At 65.0% G+C, this 18,916-nt stretch carries 15 protein-coding genes; 8 read left to right on the top strand and 7 right to left on the bottom strand.

All coding sequences use genetic code 11. The features are described 5' to 3' along the window. The first annotated feature begins 26 nt into the window (after positions 1–26). Positions 27–1,448 carry a protein adenylyltransferase SelO gene (locus ACOXXX_RS00870; protein ID WP_422824648.1) on the top strand — a complete coding sequence of 474 codons (1,422 nt, stop codon included), beginning with the start codon at positions 27–29 and terminating at the stop codon, positions 1,446–1,448. 68 nt (positions 1,449–1,516) lie between these two features. Here the strand turns inward: ACOXXX_RS00870 and ACOXXX_RS00865 are convergent, their stop codons facing one another. Further along, a complete protein-coding gene (locus tag ACOXXX_RS00865) occupies positions 1,517–2,416 on the bottom strand; it encodes a DMT family transporter (protein WP_422824647.1) in 900 nt (299 codons plus the stop codon). A gap of 100 nt (positions 2,417–2,516) precedes the next feature. Here ACOXXX_RS00865 and ACOXXX_RS00860 point away from each other — a divergent pair, with 100 nt between their 5' ends. From ACOXXX_RS00860 to ACOXXX_RS00850, 3 genes are all read left to right on the top strand, one after another. Further along, positions 2,517–3,464: a zinc transporter ZntB gene (locus ACOXXX_RS00860; protein WP_422824646.1), complete on the top strand. Its 948-nt coding sequence runs from the start codon at positions 2,517–2,519 to the stop codon at positions 3,462–3,464. Positions 3,465–3,574: 110 nt separating this feature from the next. Further along, positions 3,575–4,456, top strand: a complete 882-nt coding sequence (locus tag ACOXXX_RS00855) for a DUF533 domain-containing protein (RefSeq protein ID WP_422824645.1) — start codon at positions 3,575–3,577, stop codon at positions 4,454–4,456. A 10-nt stretch (positions 4,457–4,466) separates the two neighbouring features. After that, positions 4,467–5,366, top strand: coding sequence for a DMT family transporter (locus tag ACOXXX_RS00850; protein WP_422824644.1), 900 nt, complete (start codon positions 4,467–4,469; stop codon positions 5,364–5,366). Between the two features lie 64 nt (positions 5,367–5,430). Here ACOXXX_RS00850 and ACOXXX_RS00845 read toward each other — a convergent pair whose 3' ends face one another. Then, complete coding sequence (locus ACOXXX_RS00845; protein ID WP_422824643.1) at positions 5,431–6,684, bottom strand: DEAD/DEAH box helicase; 1,254 nt, start codon at positions 6,682–6,684, stop codon at positions 5,431–5,433. 326 nt (positions 6,685–7,010) lie between these two features. Here ACOXXX_RS00845 and ACOXXX_RS00840 point away from each other — a divergent pair, with 326 nt between their 5' ends. Further along, positions 7,011–7,424 carry a Fur family transcriptional regulator gene (locus ACOXXX_RS00840; protein ID WP_422824944.1) on the top strand — a complete coding sequence of 138 codons (414 nt, stop codon included), beginning with the start codon at positions 7,011–7,013 and terminating at the stop codon, positions 7,422–7,424. On the opposite strand, the gene ccmE is transcribed toward ACOXXX_RS00840, so the two are convergent. From ccmE to ACOXXX_RS00815, 5 genes are all read right to left on the bottom strand, one after another. Continuing rightward, on the bottom strand, positions 7,421–7,882 hold the full coding sequence (ccmE, locus tag ACOXXX_RS00835) for a cytochrome c maturation protein CcmE (protein ID WP_422824642.1): 462 nt from the start codon (positions 7,880–7,882) through the stop codon (positions 7,421–7,423). The genes ACOXXX_RS00840 and ccmE overlap by 4 nt on opposite strands. A 27-nt stretch (positions 7,883–7,909) precedes the next feature. Further along, positions 7,910–8,938 (bottom strand): N-acetyl-gamma-glutamyl-phosphate reductase, encoded by a 1,029-nt coding sequence (argC, locus tag ACOXXX_RS00830; RefSeq protein ID WP_422824641.1) that lies wholly within the window; start codon positions 8,936–8,938, stop codon positions 7,910–7,912. Positions 8,939–9,008: 70 nt separating this feature from the next. Then, positions 9,009–9,821 (bottom strand): glutamate racemase, encoded by an 813-nt coding sequence (gene murI, locus ACOXXX_RS00825; protein ID WP_422824640.1) that lies wholly within the window; start codon positions 9,819–9,821, stop codon positions 9,009–9,011. A gap of 27 nt (positions 9,822–9,848) precedes the next feature. After that, positions 9,849–10,733, bottom strand: a complete 885-nt coding sequence (locus tag ACOXXX_RS00820) for a lysophospholipid acyltransferase family protein (protein WP_422824639.1) — start codon at positions 10,731–10,733, stop codon at positions 9,849–9,851. 76 nt (positions 10,734–10,809) lie between these two features. Beyond that, a complete protein-coding gene (locus ACOXXX_RS00815; RefSeq protein ID WP_422824638.1) occupies positions 10,810–14,235 on the bottom strand; it encodes an indolepyruvate ferredoxin oxidoreductase family protein in 3,426 nt (1,141 codons plus the stop codon). Between the two features lie 167 nt (positions 14,236–14,402). On the opposite strand from ACOXXX_RS00815, the gene ACOXXX_RS00810 reads away from it, so the two are divergent. The 3 genes from ACOXXX_RS00810 (at position 14,403) to purL (ending at position 18,858) form a co-directional block, all read left to right on the top strand. Then, positions 14,403–15,308, top strand: a complete 906-nt coding sequence (locus ACOXXX_RS00810; RefSeq protein ID WP_422824637.1) for a LysR family transcriptional regulator — start codon at positions 14,403–14,405, stop codon at positions 15,306–15,308. Positions 15,309–15,581: 273 nt separating this feature from the next. Further along, a complete protein-coding gene (locus ACOXXX_RS00805; RefSeq protein ID WP_422824636.1) occupies positions 15,582–16,592 on the top strand; it encodes a hypothetical protein in 1,011 nt (336 codons plus the stop codon). A 106-nt stretch (positions 16,593–16,698) separates the two neighbouring features. Next, complete coding sequence (gene purL / locus ACOXXX_RS00800) at positions 16,699–18,858, top strand: phosphoribosylformylglycinamidine synthase subunit PurL (RefSeq protein WP_422824635.1); 2,160 nt, start codon at positions 16,699–16,701, stop codon at positions 18,856–18,858. Positions 18,859–18,916 lie beyond the last annotated feature (58 nt).

Raw genomic sequence — 18,916 nt, 5'->3', positions numbered from 1 at the left:
CGGCCCGTAGTCCCTATATCTGCGCCATGACCCTGCACATCCCCTTCGACAACAGCTATGCCGCCCTGCCCGACGGGTTCTTCACCCGGCTCGACCCGACGCCGGTGGCACAGCCCGCGTTGATCGCCTTCAATCAATCGCTCGCCGATCAGCTGGGGCTCACCGGCACCGACGATCCGCGCCTGGCCGCGATCTTCGGCGGCAACGCCGTTCCGGATGGCGCGGCACCGCTGGCGCAGCTTTACGCAGGCCACCAGTTCGGCCAATTCAACCCGCAACTGGGCGACGGCCGCGCGATCCTGCTGGGTGAAACCGTGGGGCGCGACGGCATGCGTCGCGACATCCAGCTCAAGGGGTCCGGCCCCACTCCCTACAGCCGCATGGGCGACGGGCGCGCCTGGTTGGGCCCGGTGCTGCGCGAATATGTGGTGAGCGAGGCGATGCACGCGCTTGGCGTGCCTACGACCCGCGCGCTGGCCGCCGTGCGCAGCGGCGAGGATATCATCCGCGACACCGGCCCGGTTCCAGGCGCGGTGCTGACCCGCGTGGCACAAAGCCACATCCGCGTCGGCACCTTCCAGATCTTCGCCGCCCGGCGCGATCTCGGCGCGCTGCAAACGCTCTACGACTATACGCTGGCGCGACATTATCCGGATGCCAAAGACCCCGCCGAGCTGCTGCAGCGGGTGATTGAACGACAGGCGGCGCTGGTGGCGCAGTGGATGAGCCTGGGCTTCATCCACGGCGTCATGAACACCGACAACTGCACGCTTTCCGGCGAAACCATCGACTACGGCCCCTGCGCCTTCATGGATGCCTACGACCCCGAAACGGTGTTTTCCTCGATCGACCGCTTCGGGCGCTACGGCTACGCCGCCCAGGCCGACATCATCGTCTGGAACATGGCGCAGCTGGCCACCGCGCTGATCCCCCTGATGCCCGAGCCGGAGGCGGCGGTGGAGCAGTTCACCGCACAGGTCCACGCCATGCCCGATCTGATCCGCGCCGAGTGGGAGCGCCGCTTTGCCGCCAAGATCGGCATCAGCACCCCGCGCCCCGAGGACAAGACCCTGATCGCCGACCTGCTCACCCGGATGCAGGCGGGCCGCGCCGATTTCACCAACACCTTCCGCGCCCTGTCGGACGGCACCGCACGGGACGAATTCACCGACCCCGCCGCATTCGACGACTGGCAAACCGGCTGGCAGGACCGCCTCGCGAATGAGCCGGACCCTCAGGCCCTCATGCGCGCCACCAACCCCGCGATCATCCCACGCAATCACCGGGTGGAGGAGATGATCGCCGCCGCCGTCGCGGGCGACGACGCGCCGTTCCACCGGCTCAACGCCGCTTTGGCGACCCCCTTTGACGACAACCCGGACACAGCCGATCTGCGCCGCGCGCCGCTGCCGGACGAGGTGGTGCCTGCCACTTTCTGCGGCACCTGACCCCCCCCCTCTTCTTCTTGGTAAAATACCTCCAGAGAGCACGAGAGACAGCGTCTCTCGTATCCCCGTCAGGGGATCTCATTGGGCTTGGCCCGCCGGTTGATCAGCACGATCCCCACCGCCACCAGCGCCAGCGCGCCCAGGATGCCCGGCCCCAAGGGCTCCCCCAGCAGCAGCCAGCCCATGGCCACCGACAGGACCGGCGACAGAAAACTGAAGGCCGCCACGTCCGACGCGGGGTAGATCGTCAGCAGCCGCAGCCAGAAGAGGAACCCCAGGCTCGCCACGACGACCGATTGAAAGCCCAGGCCCGCCCAATGCACCAGCGCCAGATCGCGGATCAACGGGCCGAAAAGCGGCGCAACCGCAATCAGGATCACGCCGGACACCGCCAGTTGCCAGAAAAGCTGCGTCTCCGCCGGCACGTCCGACACGCGGGTCAGGCGCACCGTCAGCGCGATGCCCGCCCAGGCAAAGGCCGCCAGCAGCGCCAGAAGGTCGCCGCGCAGATCGCCTGCGCCGCGGCTTTCGGGATCGAAGAGCGCCCAGATCACGCCCGCCATGGCCAGCGCCAACCCCAGCGCGCGGCGGCGCGACAGCGTTTCCCCCGGCAGCCAGAAATGCGCAACCGTGGCCAGCCAGACCGGCATCGAATACAGCAGGATCGACGCCCGCGATACTGTGGTGAGGTCAAGCGCGATGAAAAGACAAATGAATTCAAAGGCAAAGCACAGACCCAGGCACATCCCCGGCCAAAGCGTCCGGCGCAGACCGTCAAACCGCTTGCCCCGAAACCAGACCCAAAGCCCCAGCACCATCAGCGCCAGAACAGACCGCAGGGCGGCGGCAAAAACCGGGCTGAATCCGCCGTTGGTGATCTTGATCACCACCTGGTTGAGCGCCAGCACGCTGGCAAAGACCACCAGCCCCGAGGCACCGGCCAAATCGATCGAGCTGCGGCGTTCCATACCCCGCTTGGACACCCGGCGCGCGGCCGCGTCAACCCTCTCTGGCATCCGGCGCGCGACTGGTGCTAGCGTTTGGGAAAATCTCGACAAGGCTCCGCCCATGACTCCCATCTGCGCTTTCGACATCGCCGCCGACGGCACCGCCCGACCGGTCACGGACCTGACGCGTCCCTGCGCCGCCGCCTATCGCTGGGTCCATTGCGACCTGGCCGACCCCGACACCGCGGACTGGCTTGACGCGACGCTGCCCGAGCTGGCCGCCGAAACCCTGCAGCAGGTGGAAACCCGCCCCCGGGTCCTGGCCCATACGGGCGGGCTGATCGTGGCGTTGCGCGGGCTGAACCTCAATGCCGGACAAACGCGCGAGGACATGGTGTCGATCCGGCTCTGGGTCACCGAAACCCTGATCGTGTCGTCGCGCAGACGCCGGGTTTTCGCGGCCGAGGAACTGCGCGCCGAGGTCGAGGCCGGAAAGGCCCCGCCCGCGCCGGGCGCCTTCCTTGCGTCGCTCTGCGAAAAGCTGATGGACAAGATCGAGGAGAACGGTGTGGCTCTCGAGGATATCCTCGACGAGCTTGAGGATGTCCTGTTCGAGGATGACACCGCCCAGGAATGCCGCCAGGTCCCGGAGCTGCGCCGCGCCGCGATCCGGCTGGGGCGGTTCCTCAACCCGCAAGCCACGGCGCTGCATGCGCTGGCAGAAAAACGGTCGCCCGTGCTGGACGAGGATGCGCGCGAGGATCTGGGTGAGATCGCCAACCGCGCGCAGCGCGCGGTCGAGGAATTGACGGCGGTGCGAGAACGGCTCGCCGCCCTTTCCGATCATCTGGACATGGCGCAGAACGCGCGGCTCTCGCGCAATTCCTATGCGCTTTCGGTGGTGGCGGCGGTGTTTCTGCCGATGGGCTTTCTGACCGGGCTCTTCGGCGTCAACGTCGCGGGCATGCCTGGCACCGACACGCCGATGGCCTTTGCCTTGCTGACACTGGCGACGCTGGCCATGGGGGGCCTCGTCTGGCTGCTGCTGCGGCTGCTGCGGCTCTACTAGGCGCGCGCGCTTCGGCCCGGGCTGCGAGGCTGCCTGCCCTTTTCCCCTGCACATGCCCGAAATCTGTGCCATGCTGGCGACAATCGAAGCTTTGCAGGAAAGGATTTGTCATGGGTCTTATGGGAACGCTGGCCAAGGTCGCGATCGGCTATGCCGCGGCACGCGGGGTCGACAAGCTGGGCCGCGGTCAGGGGCTGGGCGGCCTTCTGGGCGGCGGCGCGCAGATCAAGGGGCAGCATCCGGCCTCCGCCACGCAGGCCCAGATGGCCGATGCGATGAGCGGCGACATGTCCTCGGGCGGCAATCCGATGCAGGCGATGATGGACAAGCTCAAGGAAAGCGGCGTCGATCTTTCGGCGATGATGGGCGGCGCCGGGGGGGCCGGAAGTGCGGGCAATCCGATGGCGGCAATGATGCAAAAGCTGCAAGAGGGCGGCGTTGACCTTTCGGCCTTCATGGGCGGCGGCTCTGCCGCGCCGCAGGGCGAAAAGGGCGGGCTCTTGTCCTCTGTCCCCTCGGGCGGCGGGTCCGGGCTTGCGGGCGTCATGGGCGCGCTTGGCGGCGCGGCGGCGATGCAGGGCAAAGGCCTGGGCGGTCTGCTGGACCAGTTCAACACCGCCGACACCGCGCCCGAGGCAGAGAAAAGCGCGGCCCTGATGCTGCGCGCGATGATCCAGGCGGCCAAGGCCGACGGCGGCATCGACGCGGCCGAAAAAGCCAAGATCCTCGAAACCGTGGGCGACGATGCCAGCGCCGAGGATATGGAATTCGTGGCCGCGCAGCTCAAGGCCAAGGTCGACCCCATCGCCCTGGCTGTCGACACGCCCGACGCGCAGCGCATGCAGGTCTATTCCGCCTCGCTCATGACGATCCGCGTCGATACCCAGGCCGAGGCGGAGTATCTGGACGAACTGGCCCGCGCGATGAAGCTGGATGAACCGACGGTGAACATGCTGCACATGCAGATGGGGCTGAAGCCGCTTTACAACTGATGCGCCCATCATGACGGGGCATCCCCTCTTCGGGCTGCTTCTGGCAACCTTCGGCGCGATCCTGCTGTCGCCCGACGCGCTGTTCATGCGCTGGTCGGACATGGACGGTTTTCAGATGCTGGGCTGGCGCGGCCTGTCGATGGGCACGCTTTTCCTCATCGGCTGGCTGCTGACCAGCCGACAACGGCTGCCCGACCTGCGTGTGCTTGTGACCGGCGCGGGCGTGACCGTGGTGGCGTGTCAGGCGATCAACGCCACGCTTTTTCCCATCGGCATCGCCAGCGCGCCGGTGTCGGTGGTGTTGATCGCGGTGGCGACGGTCCCGGTCTGCGCCGCCGTTCTGGCGCGGGTCCTGCATGGAGAGGCGACGCCGCGCGCCACGTGGATCGCCATTGCCTTTGTGCTGGCGGGGATCGTCCTTGCCGTGTCGGGCAAGGGCGCGACCGCGCTGAACCCGCGTGCGCTTGTCGGGGCAGCCTGCGGACTGGGGGTTGCGATGACGCTGGCGCTCAGCTTCGTGACGCTGCGCCATCATCCGAACGTACCGATCCTGCTCTGCGTCGGCGCGGGCGCGCTGCTGGCGGGCACCTTGGGGATCACCGTCACCGAACCCGCGCGAATGACCGATGGCACGGTCTGGGCGATAGCGGTCGCCGCGATTCTGATCCTGCCCGCGTCTTTCCTTGCGCTGTCTGTCGCGTCGCGCCACACGGCGGCGGCGAACGTCAGCCTTCTGATGCTGCTGGAAACGGTTCTGGGGCCGCTCTGGGTCTGGCTGGGCACCGGCGAGGCACCGACGGCACGGATGCTTATCGGCGGCGCGCTGGTGGTGGGCACGTTGGCGGTTTACCTGCTGATCACCGACCGGCAGGCGCGGCGCAGGCGGGCGATCATGCGGCAGGCCCTCTGACCACCAGAGGTGCGGCGACCCGCGCGACAGCCCCGGGGGGGCCGCGCGCGGGTCAGTTCACAGCTTAGGCCGCTTTGGCACGGTTCGGCCTGCGGCGACGCCGGTTGCTGCTTTTGGGGGCGCCGGGCTTCTGCCCGCCGCGCCCACCGTTACCACGTTTCTGTCCGCCACGGTCGGGCGTATCCAGCCCTTCCCAGGGCCGCCCCGAGGCTACCGGAATGCTCATCTTGAGCACCTTCTGAATCGCCTTCAGCTCCCCGATCTCGTCCGGCGCGCAAAACGCCACAGCCGCCCCTTCGCGACCGGCACGCGCGGTGCGCCCGATGCGGTGGACGTAGTTTTCCGGCACGTTCGGCAGATCGAAGTTATAGACATGCCGCACCGCCGGGATATCGAGGCCCCGCGCCGCCACATCCGTGGCAACCAGCACCCTTACCTTGCCCTCGCGGAAGGCCTGCAACGCGCGTTCGCGCTGGCCCTGGCTCTTGTTGCCGTGGATCGACGCGGCCGCAAACCCGGCCTTTTCAAGCTGTTTCATCAGCTTTTCCGACCCGTGCTTGGTGCGGCCAAAGACCAGCGCCAGTTCGTCCCGGTGCGTGTCGAGCAATTCAATCAGCAGCTTCTGCTTTTCCGACTTGGCAATGAAATGCACCGACTGTTCGATCTTGTCGGCAGCCTTGCCCGGGGGGGAGACCTGCACTTTTTGCGGGTTCTTGAGGTATTCGCCCGCCAGCTCTTCCATCAGCTTCGGCATGGTCGCCGAAAAGAGCATCGTCTGCCGTTCAGACGGCAGATGCTTTGAGATCTGGCGCAGCGCGTGGATGAACCCCATGTCGAGCATCTGGTCAGCCTCATCCAGCACCAGGAACTTCGTCGCCCCCAGCCGCACGGCGCGGCGGTCCAGCAGGTCGATCAGCCGTCCGGGCGTCGCGACCAGAAGGTCGACGCCGCGGTCCAGCCGCTTGATCTGGTTGTTGATGGACTGGCCGCCCACCACCACCGCGACCTTGAGCGGGCTGCCCTGCACAAGCTCTTTCAGCGTGTCTGCGATCTGGTTGGCCAGTTCGCGCGTCGGCGCCAGCACCAGCCCCTGCACGCCCTTGGGTTCGGGACGGCCCATGGCGCGGATCTGCGCCACCAGCGGCAAGCCGAAGGCGGCGGTCTTGCCGGTGCCGGTCTGGGCCAGGCCCATCACGTCGCGGCCCTGCATCGCATGCGGAATGGCGCCTGTCTGGATCGGGGTCGGTTCGGTCAGGCCCATGTCGGTCAGACGCGCCACCAGCTTTTCCGGCAGGCCCATGTTGGTAAAATCGTTCAAAACTTATCCTTTCGGACCGCATCGCGCGGCCCATCACCGGCCCATGACAGGTGCCGGTCTTGTGGCGGGGCGTCGTGTCAGCGTTCGGACCGGATGCCCGGATGCCGCCGCACCCCCTGCCCCACGCGTGATTTTGGAAGCAATCCCGACACCTTGTCAGACCCATGGCGCATCTGGCGCCGGTCGCCCTGCTCACGCGGCAGAAGGTCGTCGGTGACCTGCACATGGCCTCTGCGGTGCAGAAAGTCAACCCGTTGCGCGGATCGGCTGTTGGCCTTGCGGCGCGATTCTGGCTAAGACGGGGGACGTTCCGCAAGAGGCCCGGCATGACCGACACGATCATCACCCGTTGCGAAGCCAAGGGTCTGCGCATGACCGACCAGCGCCGCACCATCGCGCAGGTGCTGGAGGATTCGACCGATCATCCGGACGTGGAAGAGCTCTATGGCCGCGCCGCTGATCGTGATCCGCGCATCTCGATCGCGACGGTCTACCGCACCGTGAAGCTGTTCGAGGAGGCGGGCATCCTGGAACGGCTGGAATTCGGCGACGGCCGCGCGCGGTACGAAGATGCCGAACGCGATCATCACGATCACCTCATCGACATGAACTCAGGCGAGGTGATCGAATTCGTCGACCCCGAAATCGAGGCGCTGCAGGAAAAGATCGCCGAAAAGCTGGGCTATCGGCTCAAAGGCCACCGGCTGGAGCTTTACGGCGTGCCGATCAAGAAGACCTAGCTGCCCGGGCTGCCCTCGGCCGGCTGGTAGACGCCTTGCTCCTTAAGCGCGTCGACCACCTCTTTGGGCATGTAGGTCTCGTCATGTTTGGCAAGGATTTCCGTGGCTTGAAAGGTGCCATCCACATATCGGCCCGTTCCCACCATACCTTGGTTTTCCTCGAAGAGATCGGGCAGCACACCGGCATAGGTCACCGGAACGGACGCGCCGCCGTCGGTCACGCTGAAGCGGATTTCCTGCCCTTGGCCGCGGATGAGCGAGCCTTCCTCGACCAGCCCGCCGATGCGGAAGACCTCGTTCGGCGACGGCGGCGCCTCTGCCACCTGGCTGGGCGAACGGAAGAAGTTGATCCCGTCACGCATCGCATAGCCGATGAGCGCGGTCGAAATCACCAGCGCCACGATGGCCACGGCCACCACTTGAATCCGGCGCTGTTTCTTGAGCGATTTCAGTGCCATGCACGTGTCTCCTCATCTCTCGTCAGGCTACGGGAAGCATGGCACGAGCATCAGCCCGGCCGTCTCGTCTTCACCTAACATCAAATTCGCATTCTGCAACGCCTGGCCCGAACTGCCCTTGGTCAGGTTGTCGAGCGCACCCACCACGATCGCCCGCCCGTCGATCCGGTCGCCGGTCACACCGATATGGCAGAAGTTGGAGCCGCGCACATGATGCGTCGACGGGGTTTCGCCGAAGGGCAGCACCTCGATGAACGGCTCGGCGGCGTAGGCCTTTTCCAGCGTGTTATAAACGGCTTGAGGATCGCCCTTGACGTAAGCCGTGGCAAGGATGCCGCGGTTCGCCGGGATCAGGTGCGGCGTGAACTGGATGTGCACGGGCCGCCCGGCCAGCGCCGAAAACTCCTGATCGAATTCGCCCAGATGCCGGTGCGTGCCGCCGACCGCATAGGCGTTCGTGCCTTCCGAAAGCTCTGCATGCAGCAGGTTTTCCTTGAGGCTGCGGCCCGCGCCCGACACGGCGCATTTCAGGTCGAGGATGATGTCCTGCAGGTCGATCACGTCCCCGGCAATCAACGGGCGCAGAATGAACTGCCCGGTCGCCGCGTTGCAGCCGGTCCCCGCCACCAGCCGCGCCTTGGCGATGGCGTCGCGATAGAACTCGGTCAGGCCGTAGACCGCCTCATTCTGCATCTCGACGGCACCGTGCGGATTGCCGTACCACTTGGTGTAATCCTCGGGGTCACGCAGCCGGAAATCGGCGGAAAGATCAACGATCTTGAGAGTTTGCGGCAGCTCGCGAATGACCTCCTGGCTGGTCTTGTGCGGCAGGGCGCAGAAACACAGGTCAATCTGGCTGAAATCGATCTGCTCCCAGGTGACAAGGTCCGGCAGGTCGAGGTGCCGCAGATGCGGAAACACCTGCGCCATGCTTTGCCCGGCCTTGGAATTGGCGGCCAGCGCGGCGATCTGCATGTTCGGATGCGTGGCGATCAGCCGGATCAGTTCGGCCCCGGTATAGCCGCTGGCCCCGATGATGGCGATTTTATGGGTCATATGGTCGTCCTCTGCGCGGCCTTGCGCGCGACATTAGCATCTGAAACGGAAAACAACGATCTGAAAAGCCTCAGGCTTTCTCGAATGTGATCTGTCGTCGCAGGAACTGCGTGGCGCGGTCCGACACCCGCCGCGGGTCGCCCGTGGTCAGGAATCTGGCTTGCGTGCCCGGCCCCATCATGTCGGGATGCCGCTGCAGATAATCGGCCAGCGATTCCGCCACGAGGTTGGCCTGGGAAAAAACCGAAACCTCCGGACCCAGCGCATCCTGAAAGATCTCCTGCATCAGCGGATAATGCGTGCAGCCCAGGATCGCCGCATCGGGGTCGGGCATCTTGCGCTTGAGCGCGTCCACATGGCTGCGGACCAGCGCCTCGGCCAGGATCATGTCGCCCTCTTCGATGGCATCGACGACACCGCCGCAGGCCTGTGCCTCGACATCCACGCCGATGGCGCGGAACGCCAGTTCGCGCTGGAACGCCCGGCTGCGCACCGTTGCGGGCGTGGCGAACAGCGCCACATGTTTCACCGCCACCTCGCGAGGCGGGGAATTGTCGCCCCACTGCCGTTCTGTCATCGCCTCGATCAGCGGCACAAAGACGCCCAGCACCCGCTTGTCGGCGGGAATCCAGCTTTCCTGCATCCGCCGCAGCGCCGCGGCACTGGCGGTGTTGCAGGCCAGGATCACCAGATCGCACCCCGCCTCCCACAGCCGCTCCACGGAGGCGCAGGTGAGTTTGTAGACGTCGTCGGCATCGCGCACGCCGTAAGGCGCGTTGGCGCTGTCGCCCAGATACACGAACGGCACATCGGGCAACCGCGCCGCGACCTTGTCGAGCACGGTCAATCCACCCAGTCCCGAATCGAACACACCCACCGCCATGACGGACTTTCCCTGGTTCAGTATGGCTTACGCCTTGATCTTCCAGCGTTCTTCGAATTCGAAACCGTAATCGAAAGACGTCAGAGGATTTGGACTAAGCTCATACGTCGCTTTGCGCAGGAAATCCATCATTGCGCGGCAGTCCTGCGCGCGGGCCTGCAATTCGGGCTGCGGTATCGGCTTGCCGATGACCACGCGCACCGGCGTGTCCACCCGTTTGCGGAACTCCTTGATCAGCAGGCCCATCCGCAGCGTGGTGTGCAGATGGCTGGCCAGTTGAAACAGCCTGCTGGTATGGCCGTCGAAATAAACTGGCACTACCGTGGCTTCGCTCTTCGCCACCATCCGCGCGGTAAAGCTGCGCCAGCCCGGGTCCATGGGTTTTGCAAAGGGCGTGGCGGCGGTCGACACCGTGCCGCCGGGGAACACTCCGACCGCACCGCCCTGCGCGAGATAGCGCAGCGCCGTCTTGCGGGTGTCGAGGTTCTGCGCCACCGCGTCGCGGGTGCCGTCGAACGATACCGGCAGGATCACCTGCTCGAGGTCCGCTGCCTTGCGAAAGATGCGGTGCGCAAGAATGCGGAAATCGCCGCGTACCACCGACAGGATATGCCCCAGCATCAGCCCGTCGAGGATGCCGTAGGGATGGTTGGCGATGACGATGAGCGGTCCGTCTCGCGGAATGTCGTTCAGCGTGCCGCCCACGACATCGAGCTGCAGCCCGTAGCGCTCGACCATGACCTGCCAGAAGTCGCGCCCCGCTGCGACCTCGGCCTCGTAACCGCGCGCGCGCTTGATCAGGCTCAGCCGTCCAGTCGCATTCTCCATCAGGCGAATCATCGCGCGCCCGCCGCGGGTGCTGGCGGAGAAGGAATAGCTGATGTCACGCGCGATCTGGCGCTGGTTGTCCATGCACGGGCCCCCTAGCTGGTGTCGCGCCTCTCATGGCGCAGATGTGTAACAGCCGTGTAAACGTTTCATGTCACGCTCACTCCGCCGCCTTGTCGGACGCGGCTCCACCGGCCCGGATCACCGCCAGCAGTTCCTCTCGGCGCTTGGCGGCCTTGACCTCGTTGGCCTGTTTGACCGGGCCGAAGCCGCGGATCTGCAGCGGCAGTTCGGCCAGGGCCAGAATCGCGTCGCGGGTGGCCGGGGTCAGCCGTGGCAGCACCTCTGTCAGATCCGCCTCATACTGTTTGATCAGTGCCCGCTCCATCCGCCGCTCTTCGGTGCGGCCGAAGGGGTCAAGCGGCGTGCCGCGCAGCACCTTCATGCGCGCCAGCAGGCCGAACCAGCGCAGCATGCCCTCGCCGTATTGCTTCTTGACCGGGCGGCCGTCCGCGCCCTCCTTCGACAACAGCGGCGGAGCGAGGTGGAAGGACATGCGGAAATCGCCGCCGAACTGCGCGGCGGCCTTGGCACGGGTCTCGAGATGCAGACGCGCCACCTCGTATTCGTCCTTGTAGGCCAAAAGCTTGTGATAGCCCTTGGCCACCGCCTCTTTCACAGCCGCATCGTCGATGGCGTCCAGCCGCGTGCGGTAGCGTTTGGCCAGCCGCTTGCCCTGGTAGGCCACCAGATGGTCCGTGCGGTAGGCGATCCGGTCCGCCAGCGTCCGCGGCAAGGCGACGACGTCCGCAGGACGAAGGAGCTGCGCCGCCGCCTCTGCGTGCAGCACCGCCCAGCGGCCGATCTCGAAGGCGCGCAGGTTCTTCGCCACCGCCGCCCCGTTCAGCTCGATCGCCGCCACCAGTGCCGCCTTCGACAGCGGCACCAGCCCGCGCTGCCATGCCGCGCCCAGGATCATCATGTTGGAGAAGATCGAATCACCCAGCGTGACCCGCGCCAGTTCCGAGGCATCGAATAGGTCCAGCCGCTCGCGCAGCCTGGCCTTCAGCGCCACTGTCAGCCGGTCCGAGGGAAGCGAAAATTCGGTGTTGCGGGTGAAATCGCCGGTGATGATCTCGTGGCTGTTGACCACGCCGCCGGTGCGGCCCGTCTTCATCAGCCCCAGCGTCTTGGCCCCGGCGCTGACCACCAGATCGCCGCCGATCAGCACATCGGCCTCTCCGGTCGCGACGCGGATCGCACTGATATCGCCGGGCTTTTCGGCGAGGCGGCAGTGGATATGCACGGCACCGCCCTTCTGGGCAAGGCCCGCCATCTCCATCATGCCCGCCCCCTTGCCATCGATCTGCGCGGCCTGCGCGAGCACCGCCCCGATGGTCACGACACCGGTGCCGCCCACCCCTGTCACCACCACGTTCCAGGTGCCGTCGATGTTCGGCAACTCCGGCTCGGGCATGTCGGGCAGGTCAATCTCCGTCGTGTCGCCCTTGCGCAGCTCCGCGCCCTCCAGCGTCACGAAAGACGGGCAAAAGCCTTTGAGGCAGGAAAAATCCTTGTTGCACGAGGATTGATCGATCGCCCGCTTGCGGCCCAACTCGGTCTCGTGCGGCACGATCGACACGCAGTTCGACTGTACCCCGCAATCGCCGCAGCCTTCGCAGACGTCTGTGTTGATGAAGACCCGCTTGTCGGGGTCGGGAAAGGTGCCGCGCTTGCGGCGGCGGCGCTTTTCGGCGGCACAGGTCTGGACATAGATGAGCGCGGTCACACCCTCGATCTCGCGCAGGGTCTTCTGCACGGATTCGAGCTCTGCACGTTCGTGCAGCGCCACGCCCTTGGGGAATGCGCCGCGGTCTATCTCTTCCTTTTCATCGTAGACCACCGCCACGGTGCCCACCCCCATCGCGGTCAGTTCGGCCGCGATCTGCTGCGGGGTCAGCCCGCCGTCGTTCCTCTGCCCGCCGGTCATGGCCACGGCGTCGTTGAAGAGGATCTTGTAGGTGATGTTCGTGCCCGCCAGCAGCGCCGCGCGGATCGCCTGGACGCCGGAATGATTATAGGTGCCGTCGCCCAGGTTCTGGAACACATGGTCACGCTTTGAAAACGGCGCCTCGCCAATCCAGTTGGCCCCTTCGGCGCCCATGTGGGTGAACCCGATGGTCGACCGGTCCATCCATTGCACCATGTAATGACAGCCGATCCCGGCATAGGCGCGCGACCCGTCGGGCACCTTGGTCGAACTGTTGTGCGGGCAGCCGGAACAGAAATAGGGCAGCCGTGCCGCGATTTCCTCGGCATTGTCGGCGCGGCGCGCCTCGGCCAGCGTCGCCAGCCCCGCCTTGATCCGGTCGGTGCCGCGCCCTTCCTCGATGAAGATTTCGCCCAGCTTTTCCGCGATCAGGAACGGGTCCAGCGCGCCGCGCGTCGGGAACAGCTCTTCCCCATGCATGGACCCCGCGCCGCCGCCCTTGTGCCAGCCATAGACCCGGCGCCCCTGGCGGTCGTCAAAGATCGCTTCCTTGATCTGCACCTCGATCAGCTTGCGCTTTTCCTCGACCACCACGATCAGGTCCAGCCCTTCGGCCCAGTCGTGAAAGCCCTGCATGTCCAGCGGAAAGGTCTGACCGATCTTGTAGGTGGTGATGCCCAGCCGCTCGGCCTCGTCCTCGGTCACGCCCAGAAGCGACAGCGCATGCACGAGGTCGAGCCAGTTCTTGCCCGCCGCCACAAGGCCGATCCTGGCCCCGGGCTTGCCCCAGACCCGCTTGTCCATCCGGTTTGCGCGGGAAAACGCCTCGGCCGCAAAGCGCTTGTGGTCGATCATCCGCGCCTCTTGCGCGTGCGGCGTGTCCGCCAGCCGGATGTTCAGCCCACCTTCGGGCATGTCGAATTGGGGGGCGACCAGCGACATCCGGTCGGGGCGGCCATCCACCACCGATGTGACTTCAACGGTATCCTTCATGGTCTTGAGCCCGACCCAAAGCCCGGAAAACCGCGACAAAGCAAAGGCATAGATCCCGTAGTCGAGGATTTCCTGCACGCCTGCGGGCGACACGACGGGCATGTAGGCATCCACCATCGCCCATTCCGACTGGTGCAGCACGGTCGAGGATTCGCCGGTGTGGTCGTCGCCCATGGCCATGATCACACCGCCATGTTTCGAACTGCCGGCCATGTTGGCATGGCGCATCACGTCGCCCGACCGGTCGACCCCCGGTCCCTTGCCGTACCAAAGGCCAAAGACCCCGTCGTACTTGCCTTCACCGCGCAGTTCGGCCTGCTGGCTGCCCCACAGCGCGGTGGCCGCCAGATCCTCGTTCAACCCTTCGCGAAACAGCACATCCGCCGCCGCCAGTTCCTTGGCAGCGCGGTTCATCTGCATGTCGACCGCACCAAGAGGAGAGCCGCGATAGCCCGTGACATACCCCGCGGTGTTCAATCCCGCCTTTGCATCGCGCGCCTTTTGCATCAGCATCAGCCGCACCAGCGCCTGTGTGCCGTTCAAAAGCACCTGGTCCTTGCCCAGATCAAAGCGGTCGTTCAGGGATATGTCCTGCTTGGTCATCGGTCGCCTCCCGTCGCTCAATGATCGTACATATAGAGCGATTTTAGGTCATAATCGCTGACCTTACCAGCGGTTTCTGGTTGTAAAAATCAGCCTACACCGCCTTATGCGCTAAAAAACTTCATTCTTTCGTGTAAGAAGACGCCGACCAACGGAAAGTTATCAGTATGGACTGGGACAAGCTCAGAATATTTCATGCCGTGGCGGATGCCGGCTCGCTCACCCATGCGGGGGACACGCTGCACCTGTCGCAGTCGGCGGTATCGCGCCAGATCCGCGCGCTTGAGGAATCGCTGAACACCACGCTGTTTCACCGCCACGCGCGTGGCCTGATTCTCACCGAACAGGGGGAACTGCTGTTCGACGCGACCTCGTCGATGCTCAAACGCATCGATGCCGCCACCGCGCGCATCCGCGACAGCGAGGAAGAGGTGTTCGGCGAATTGCGCGTGACCACCACGACCGGCTTCGGCTCGCTCTGGCTGGCGCCGCGCCTGCCCAAGCTTTACGAGAAATACCCCGACCTCAACATCGACCTCATGCTTGAGGAACGGGTGCTGGACCTGCCGATGCGCGAGGCTGACGTGGCGATTCGCATGAAAGAGCCCAGCCAGGCCGACCTGATCCGCAAACGGCTGATGCACATTCGCATGCGGCTTTACGCGTCGCCCGACTATCTGGCCCAGAACGGCGCGCCCGAGTCGGTCGACGAAATGTACCAGCACCGGCTGATCTGCCAGAACACCCGGTCCGCGCAGGTGCATGCGGGCATGAGCCTGGTGCAGGAACTGATGACGCATGACATCGGGTCGACCCTGACGGTGAACAACTATTTCGGCGTGTTGCAGGCGGTGATCTCGAATCTCGGGATCGGCGTGTTGCCCGATTACATCATCGAGGATTTCCCCTCGGTGGTGCGGGTGCTGCCGGACGTGGAATCCGTCGAGGTGCCGGTGTTTCTTGCCTACCCGGAAGAATTGCGCCAATCCAAACGCATAGCCGCATTCCGCGATTTCGTGCAGGATGAAATCATCGCCTACCGCCGGACCATGCGCGCCAAGGAAGAGGCCTGACAGCTGTGGTATGCATCACACGCATACCCGAAATGCTGCACCTGCGACACGAAATTTCTTGATCGTTCGCGGACCGGCGCTTATTTCATCAATCGAACGATGGGACGCCAATCGGCGCATCATCTTCAACCTCCCTGTTGGACTACGGCCGAGCTTTATGCTCGGCCTTTTTTTTGGCGATCCGGCCCGAACGTGGTAGGCTGGTCCCGTTTTTGACGTGAAATTATTGCTTTTAATGATGTTTTTGTCCCTCCAGAGGGGAAGGAATCTATCATGCAGACCAATTCATTCGAGGCCGTTTCCAAAACACTGTCTGCCATCGAGCGCAAGGAGGCATATAATTGTCTCCGGGGTGAGACACGCGCCGCCCTCACCGCTGCGCTTGACCGCATGCAAACCGCCTGCCGCGCGGGCGATTCCACCGCGCTTGCGGATGCGGTCGAGGATGGCATGCTCTGCCTTGTCCGCGGCATGGGCCACGACATCTCTGCCCGCGACGCCGAGGATCTGATCGACGGGGTCTTTCCGCAGGTGATGTGCCTGACCGGCGGCGAAGGCCGCGCCTATGAGGTGGCCCTGCCCTTTGTCGAGCGGCTTTTCACCCTGCGCGACCTCAGCGGTGCCAGCCCCGACGACCGCTTCGAACCGGATCCCACGCTTTTCAAGGACACGCTTGCGGCGCTTCAGGCGCGCATCGAAGGGCTGTGCCTGGATCAGACCGACCGCGCCGCCCTGCTGGCGCCGCTGCACGATCTAGAAAGACTTTCGAAAAAGGACATAGGCAAGCATCAGAACGCGATCGAGGATGCGATGGCCGCCTATTTCCAGCGCGTCGCGGCCTTCGAATCCATCGCCTATACGCCCACAACCGCGAACTATCTGCGGGGTCGTATCTTGTTCAGCGGGCCTGCGGTGGTGTGCCTCTTCGGCTGGTCCTGGCCGGCGCAGATCCTGGCCGGGCTGGTCATCGTGCTGGTGGGCGGCATCACTTACGTCTTTCAAAGCACCCAATCCAAACGCGCCTTCAAGGCAAGCAAGAAGGCCATCGACGATCTGTCGAAGACCGGAAAGCAGCTGGACAAGGCCATCGATGCCGAGGCCAAGCCGCTGGATGTCGAGGAAATAGACGAGGTGATCGCAAACCTCACCAAGCGTCGCGCGGGACTGCGGAAGGATCCGACCATCCGCGACAAGAAGCAGCGCATCCGAATTCGCAAACGGCTGGACCGGGCGATCAAGCGATTGAAGAAGAACAAGCGCGCGAAAGAGGCCGCGGACGACTGAGGCCGGGCCCCGGCACCCGGTCCCCGTTTTTGCCAGCCGCCCCCTTCCCCCGGGCGCCATGCTCCACTAAAGAGCGCACAACCGTTCCGAGGGGGATTTCACGCCTATGCAAGACCCGGCCATCACCGACGATCTGATCGCAGCGCACGGGATCAAACCCGACGAATACAGCCGTATCCTCGAGATCATGGGCCGCGAACCCACTTTCACGGAACTGGGCATCTTTTCGGCCATGTGGAACGAACACTGTTCCTACAAATCCTCCAAGAAGCATCTGCGCGGCCTGCCCACCGCCGGCCCCCAGGTGATCTGCGGCCCCGGCGAAAACGCCGGGGTGGTCGATATCGGCGATGGCCAGGCGGTCGTCTTCAAGATGGAAAGCCACAATCACCCCTCCTACATCGAACCCTATCAGGGCGCGGCGACCGGCGTGGGCGGCATCCTGCGCGACGTCTTCACCATGGGCGCACGGCCAATCGCCGCGATGAACGCGCTGTCCTTCGGCGAACGCGCGCACCCCAAGACCCGGCGCCTGGTGCATGGCGTGGTCGAAGGCGTGGGCGGCTACGGCAACGCCTTCGGCGTGCCGACCGTGGGCGGCGAGGTGCGGTTCCACGCGGCCTATAACGGCAACTGCCTGGTCAACGCCTTTGCCGCAGGGCTCGCCGACGCCGACAAGATCTTCTATTCCGCCGCCAGCGGCGTCGGTCGCCCCGTGGTGTATCTGGGCGCCAAGACCGGTCGCGACGGTGTCGGCGGGGCGACAATGGCCTCCTCCGAATTCGACGAAAGCATCGAGGAAAAGCGCCCCACCGTTCAGGTTGGCGATCCCTTCACCGAAAAGCGCCTAATGGAGGCGACGCTGGAGCTGATGCAGACCGGCGCCGTGATCTCGATTCAGGACATGGGCGCCGCGGGGCTGACCTGTTCGGCGGTGGAAATGGGCGACAAGGGCGATCTGGGCGTGCGGCTGGATCTGGAAAAGGTGCCGACCCGCGAACCGGGCATGACCGCCTACGAAATGATGCTGTCCGAAAGCCAGGAACGCATGCTGATGGTGCTGGACCCGGCGAAAGAGGCCGAGGCGAAGGCGGTGTTCGTGAAATGGGACCTCGATTTCGCCATTGTCGGCGAAACCATCGCCGAGGACCGGTTCCTGATCGTGCACCACGGCGAGGTCAAGGCCGACATGCCGCTCAAGGCGCTGTCGGGCAATGCGCCCGAGTACGACCGCCCCTGGGAGGAGACACCCCCTGCCGCGCCACTGGCCGAGGTGCCGCAGGTCGATCCCATCGACGCGCTCAAAGCCTTGATCACAAGCGACAATTACTGCTCCCGCGAATGGGTCTATGAACAGTACGACAGCCAGGTCATGGCCGACACGATGCGCATCCCGGGCTTTGGCGCGGGCGTCATTCGCGTGCACGGCAGCGACAAGAAGCTTGCCTTCACCAGCGATGTCACCCCGCGCTACGTCAAGGCGAATCCCGTCGAGGGCGGCAAACAGGCGGTGGCCGAGGCGTTCCGCAACCTCTGCGCCGTGGGGGCAAAGCCGCTTGCCACCACCGACAACCTCAACTTCGGCAACCCGGAAAAGCCCAGCATCATGGGGCAGTTCGTGGGGGCCCTTCAGGGCATAGGCGCGGCCTGTCTGGCGCTCGACATGCCGATCGTGTCGGGCAACGTATCGCTTTACAATGAAACCGACGGGGTCGGCATCCTGCCCACCCCGACCATCGGCGCGGTCGGCCTGATCGCAGCCGGCGAAGAGCCGATCCTGGGCTATGCGCAGGACGGCGATCTGGCGCTGCTCGTAGGCGAAACCACAGGCCACCTGGGCCAGTCCGCCCTGCTGGCCGAGGTATTCAACCGCGAAGACGGCGACACCCCGGCCGTCGATCTTGAGGCGGAGCTGCGCAACGGCACCTTCATCCGCGACAACCGCGCGCTCATCACCTGCTGCACCGACCTGTCGGACGGTGGGCTTGCGCTTGCCGCATTCGAGATGGCCGAGGCGTCGGGCCTGGGCGTGACGCTGGATGCGGGCAATATGGGCACGCTCTTTGGCGAGGATCAGGCGCGTTACCTGATCGCCTGCAGCTTTGATCAGGCCGAAGCATTGATGGCAGCGGCGGCGCAGGCGAGGATCAGCATCGAAACCGTGGGCCGCTTTGGCGGCGATGTCATCCGCATGGGCACATCGGACATGCCACTGGCCGAGGCATCGGCGAGCTTCCGGGGCAGTTTTGCCGCCGCCTTTGCCTGAGCCTTTTTTAATACAGGACAAAAAAACCCCGCGCAGGTAGCCTGCGCGGGGTTTGGTT

Source organism: Thalassococcus sp. BH17M4-6, assembly GCF_049323015.1.
In the GTDB taxonomy this organism is placed as follows: Bacteria; Pseudomonadota; Alphaproteobacteria; order Rhodobacterales; family Rhodobacteraceae; genus Puniceibacterium.
Note: the sequence above shows the minus strand (reverse complement) of the source record. Positions and strands in the feature narration are given on the sequence as shown.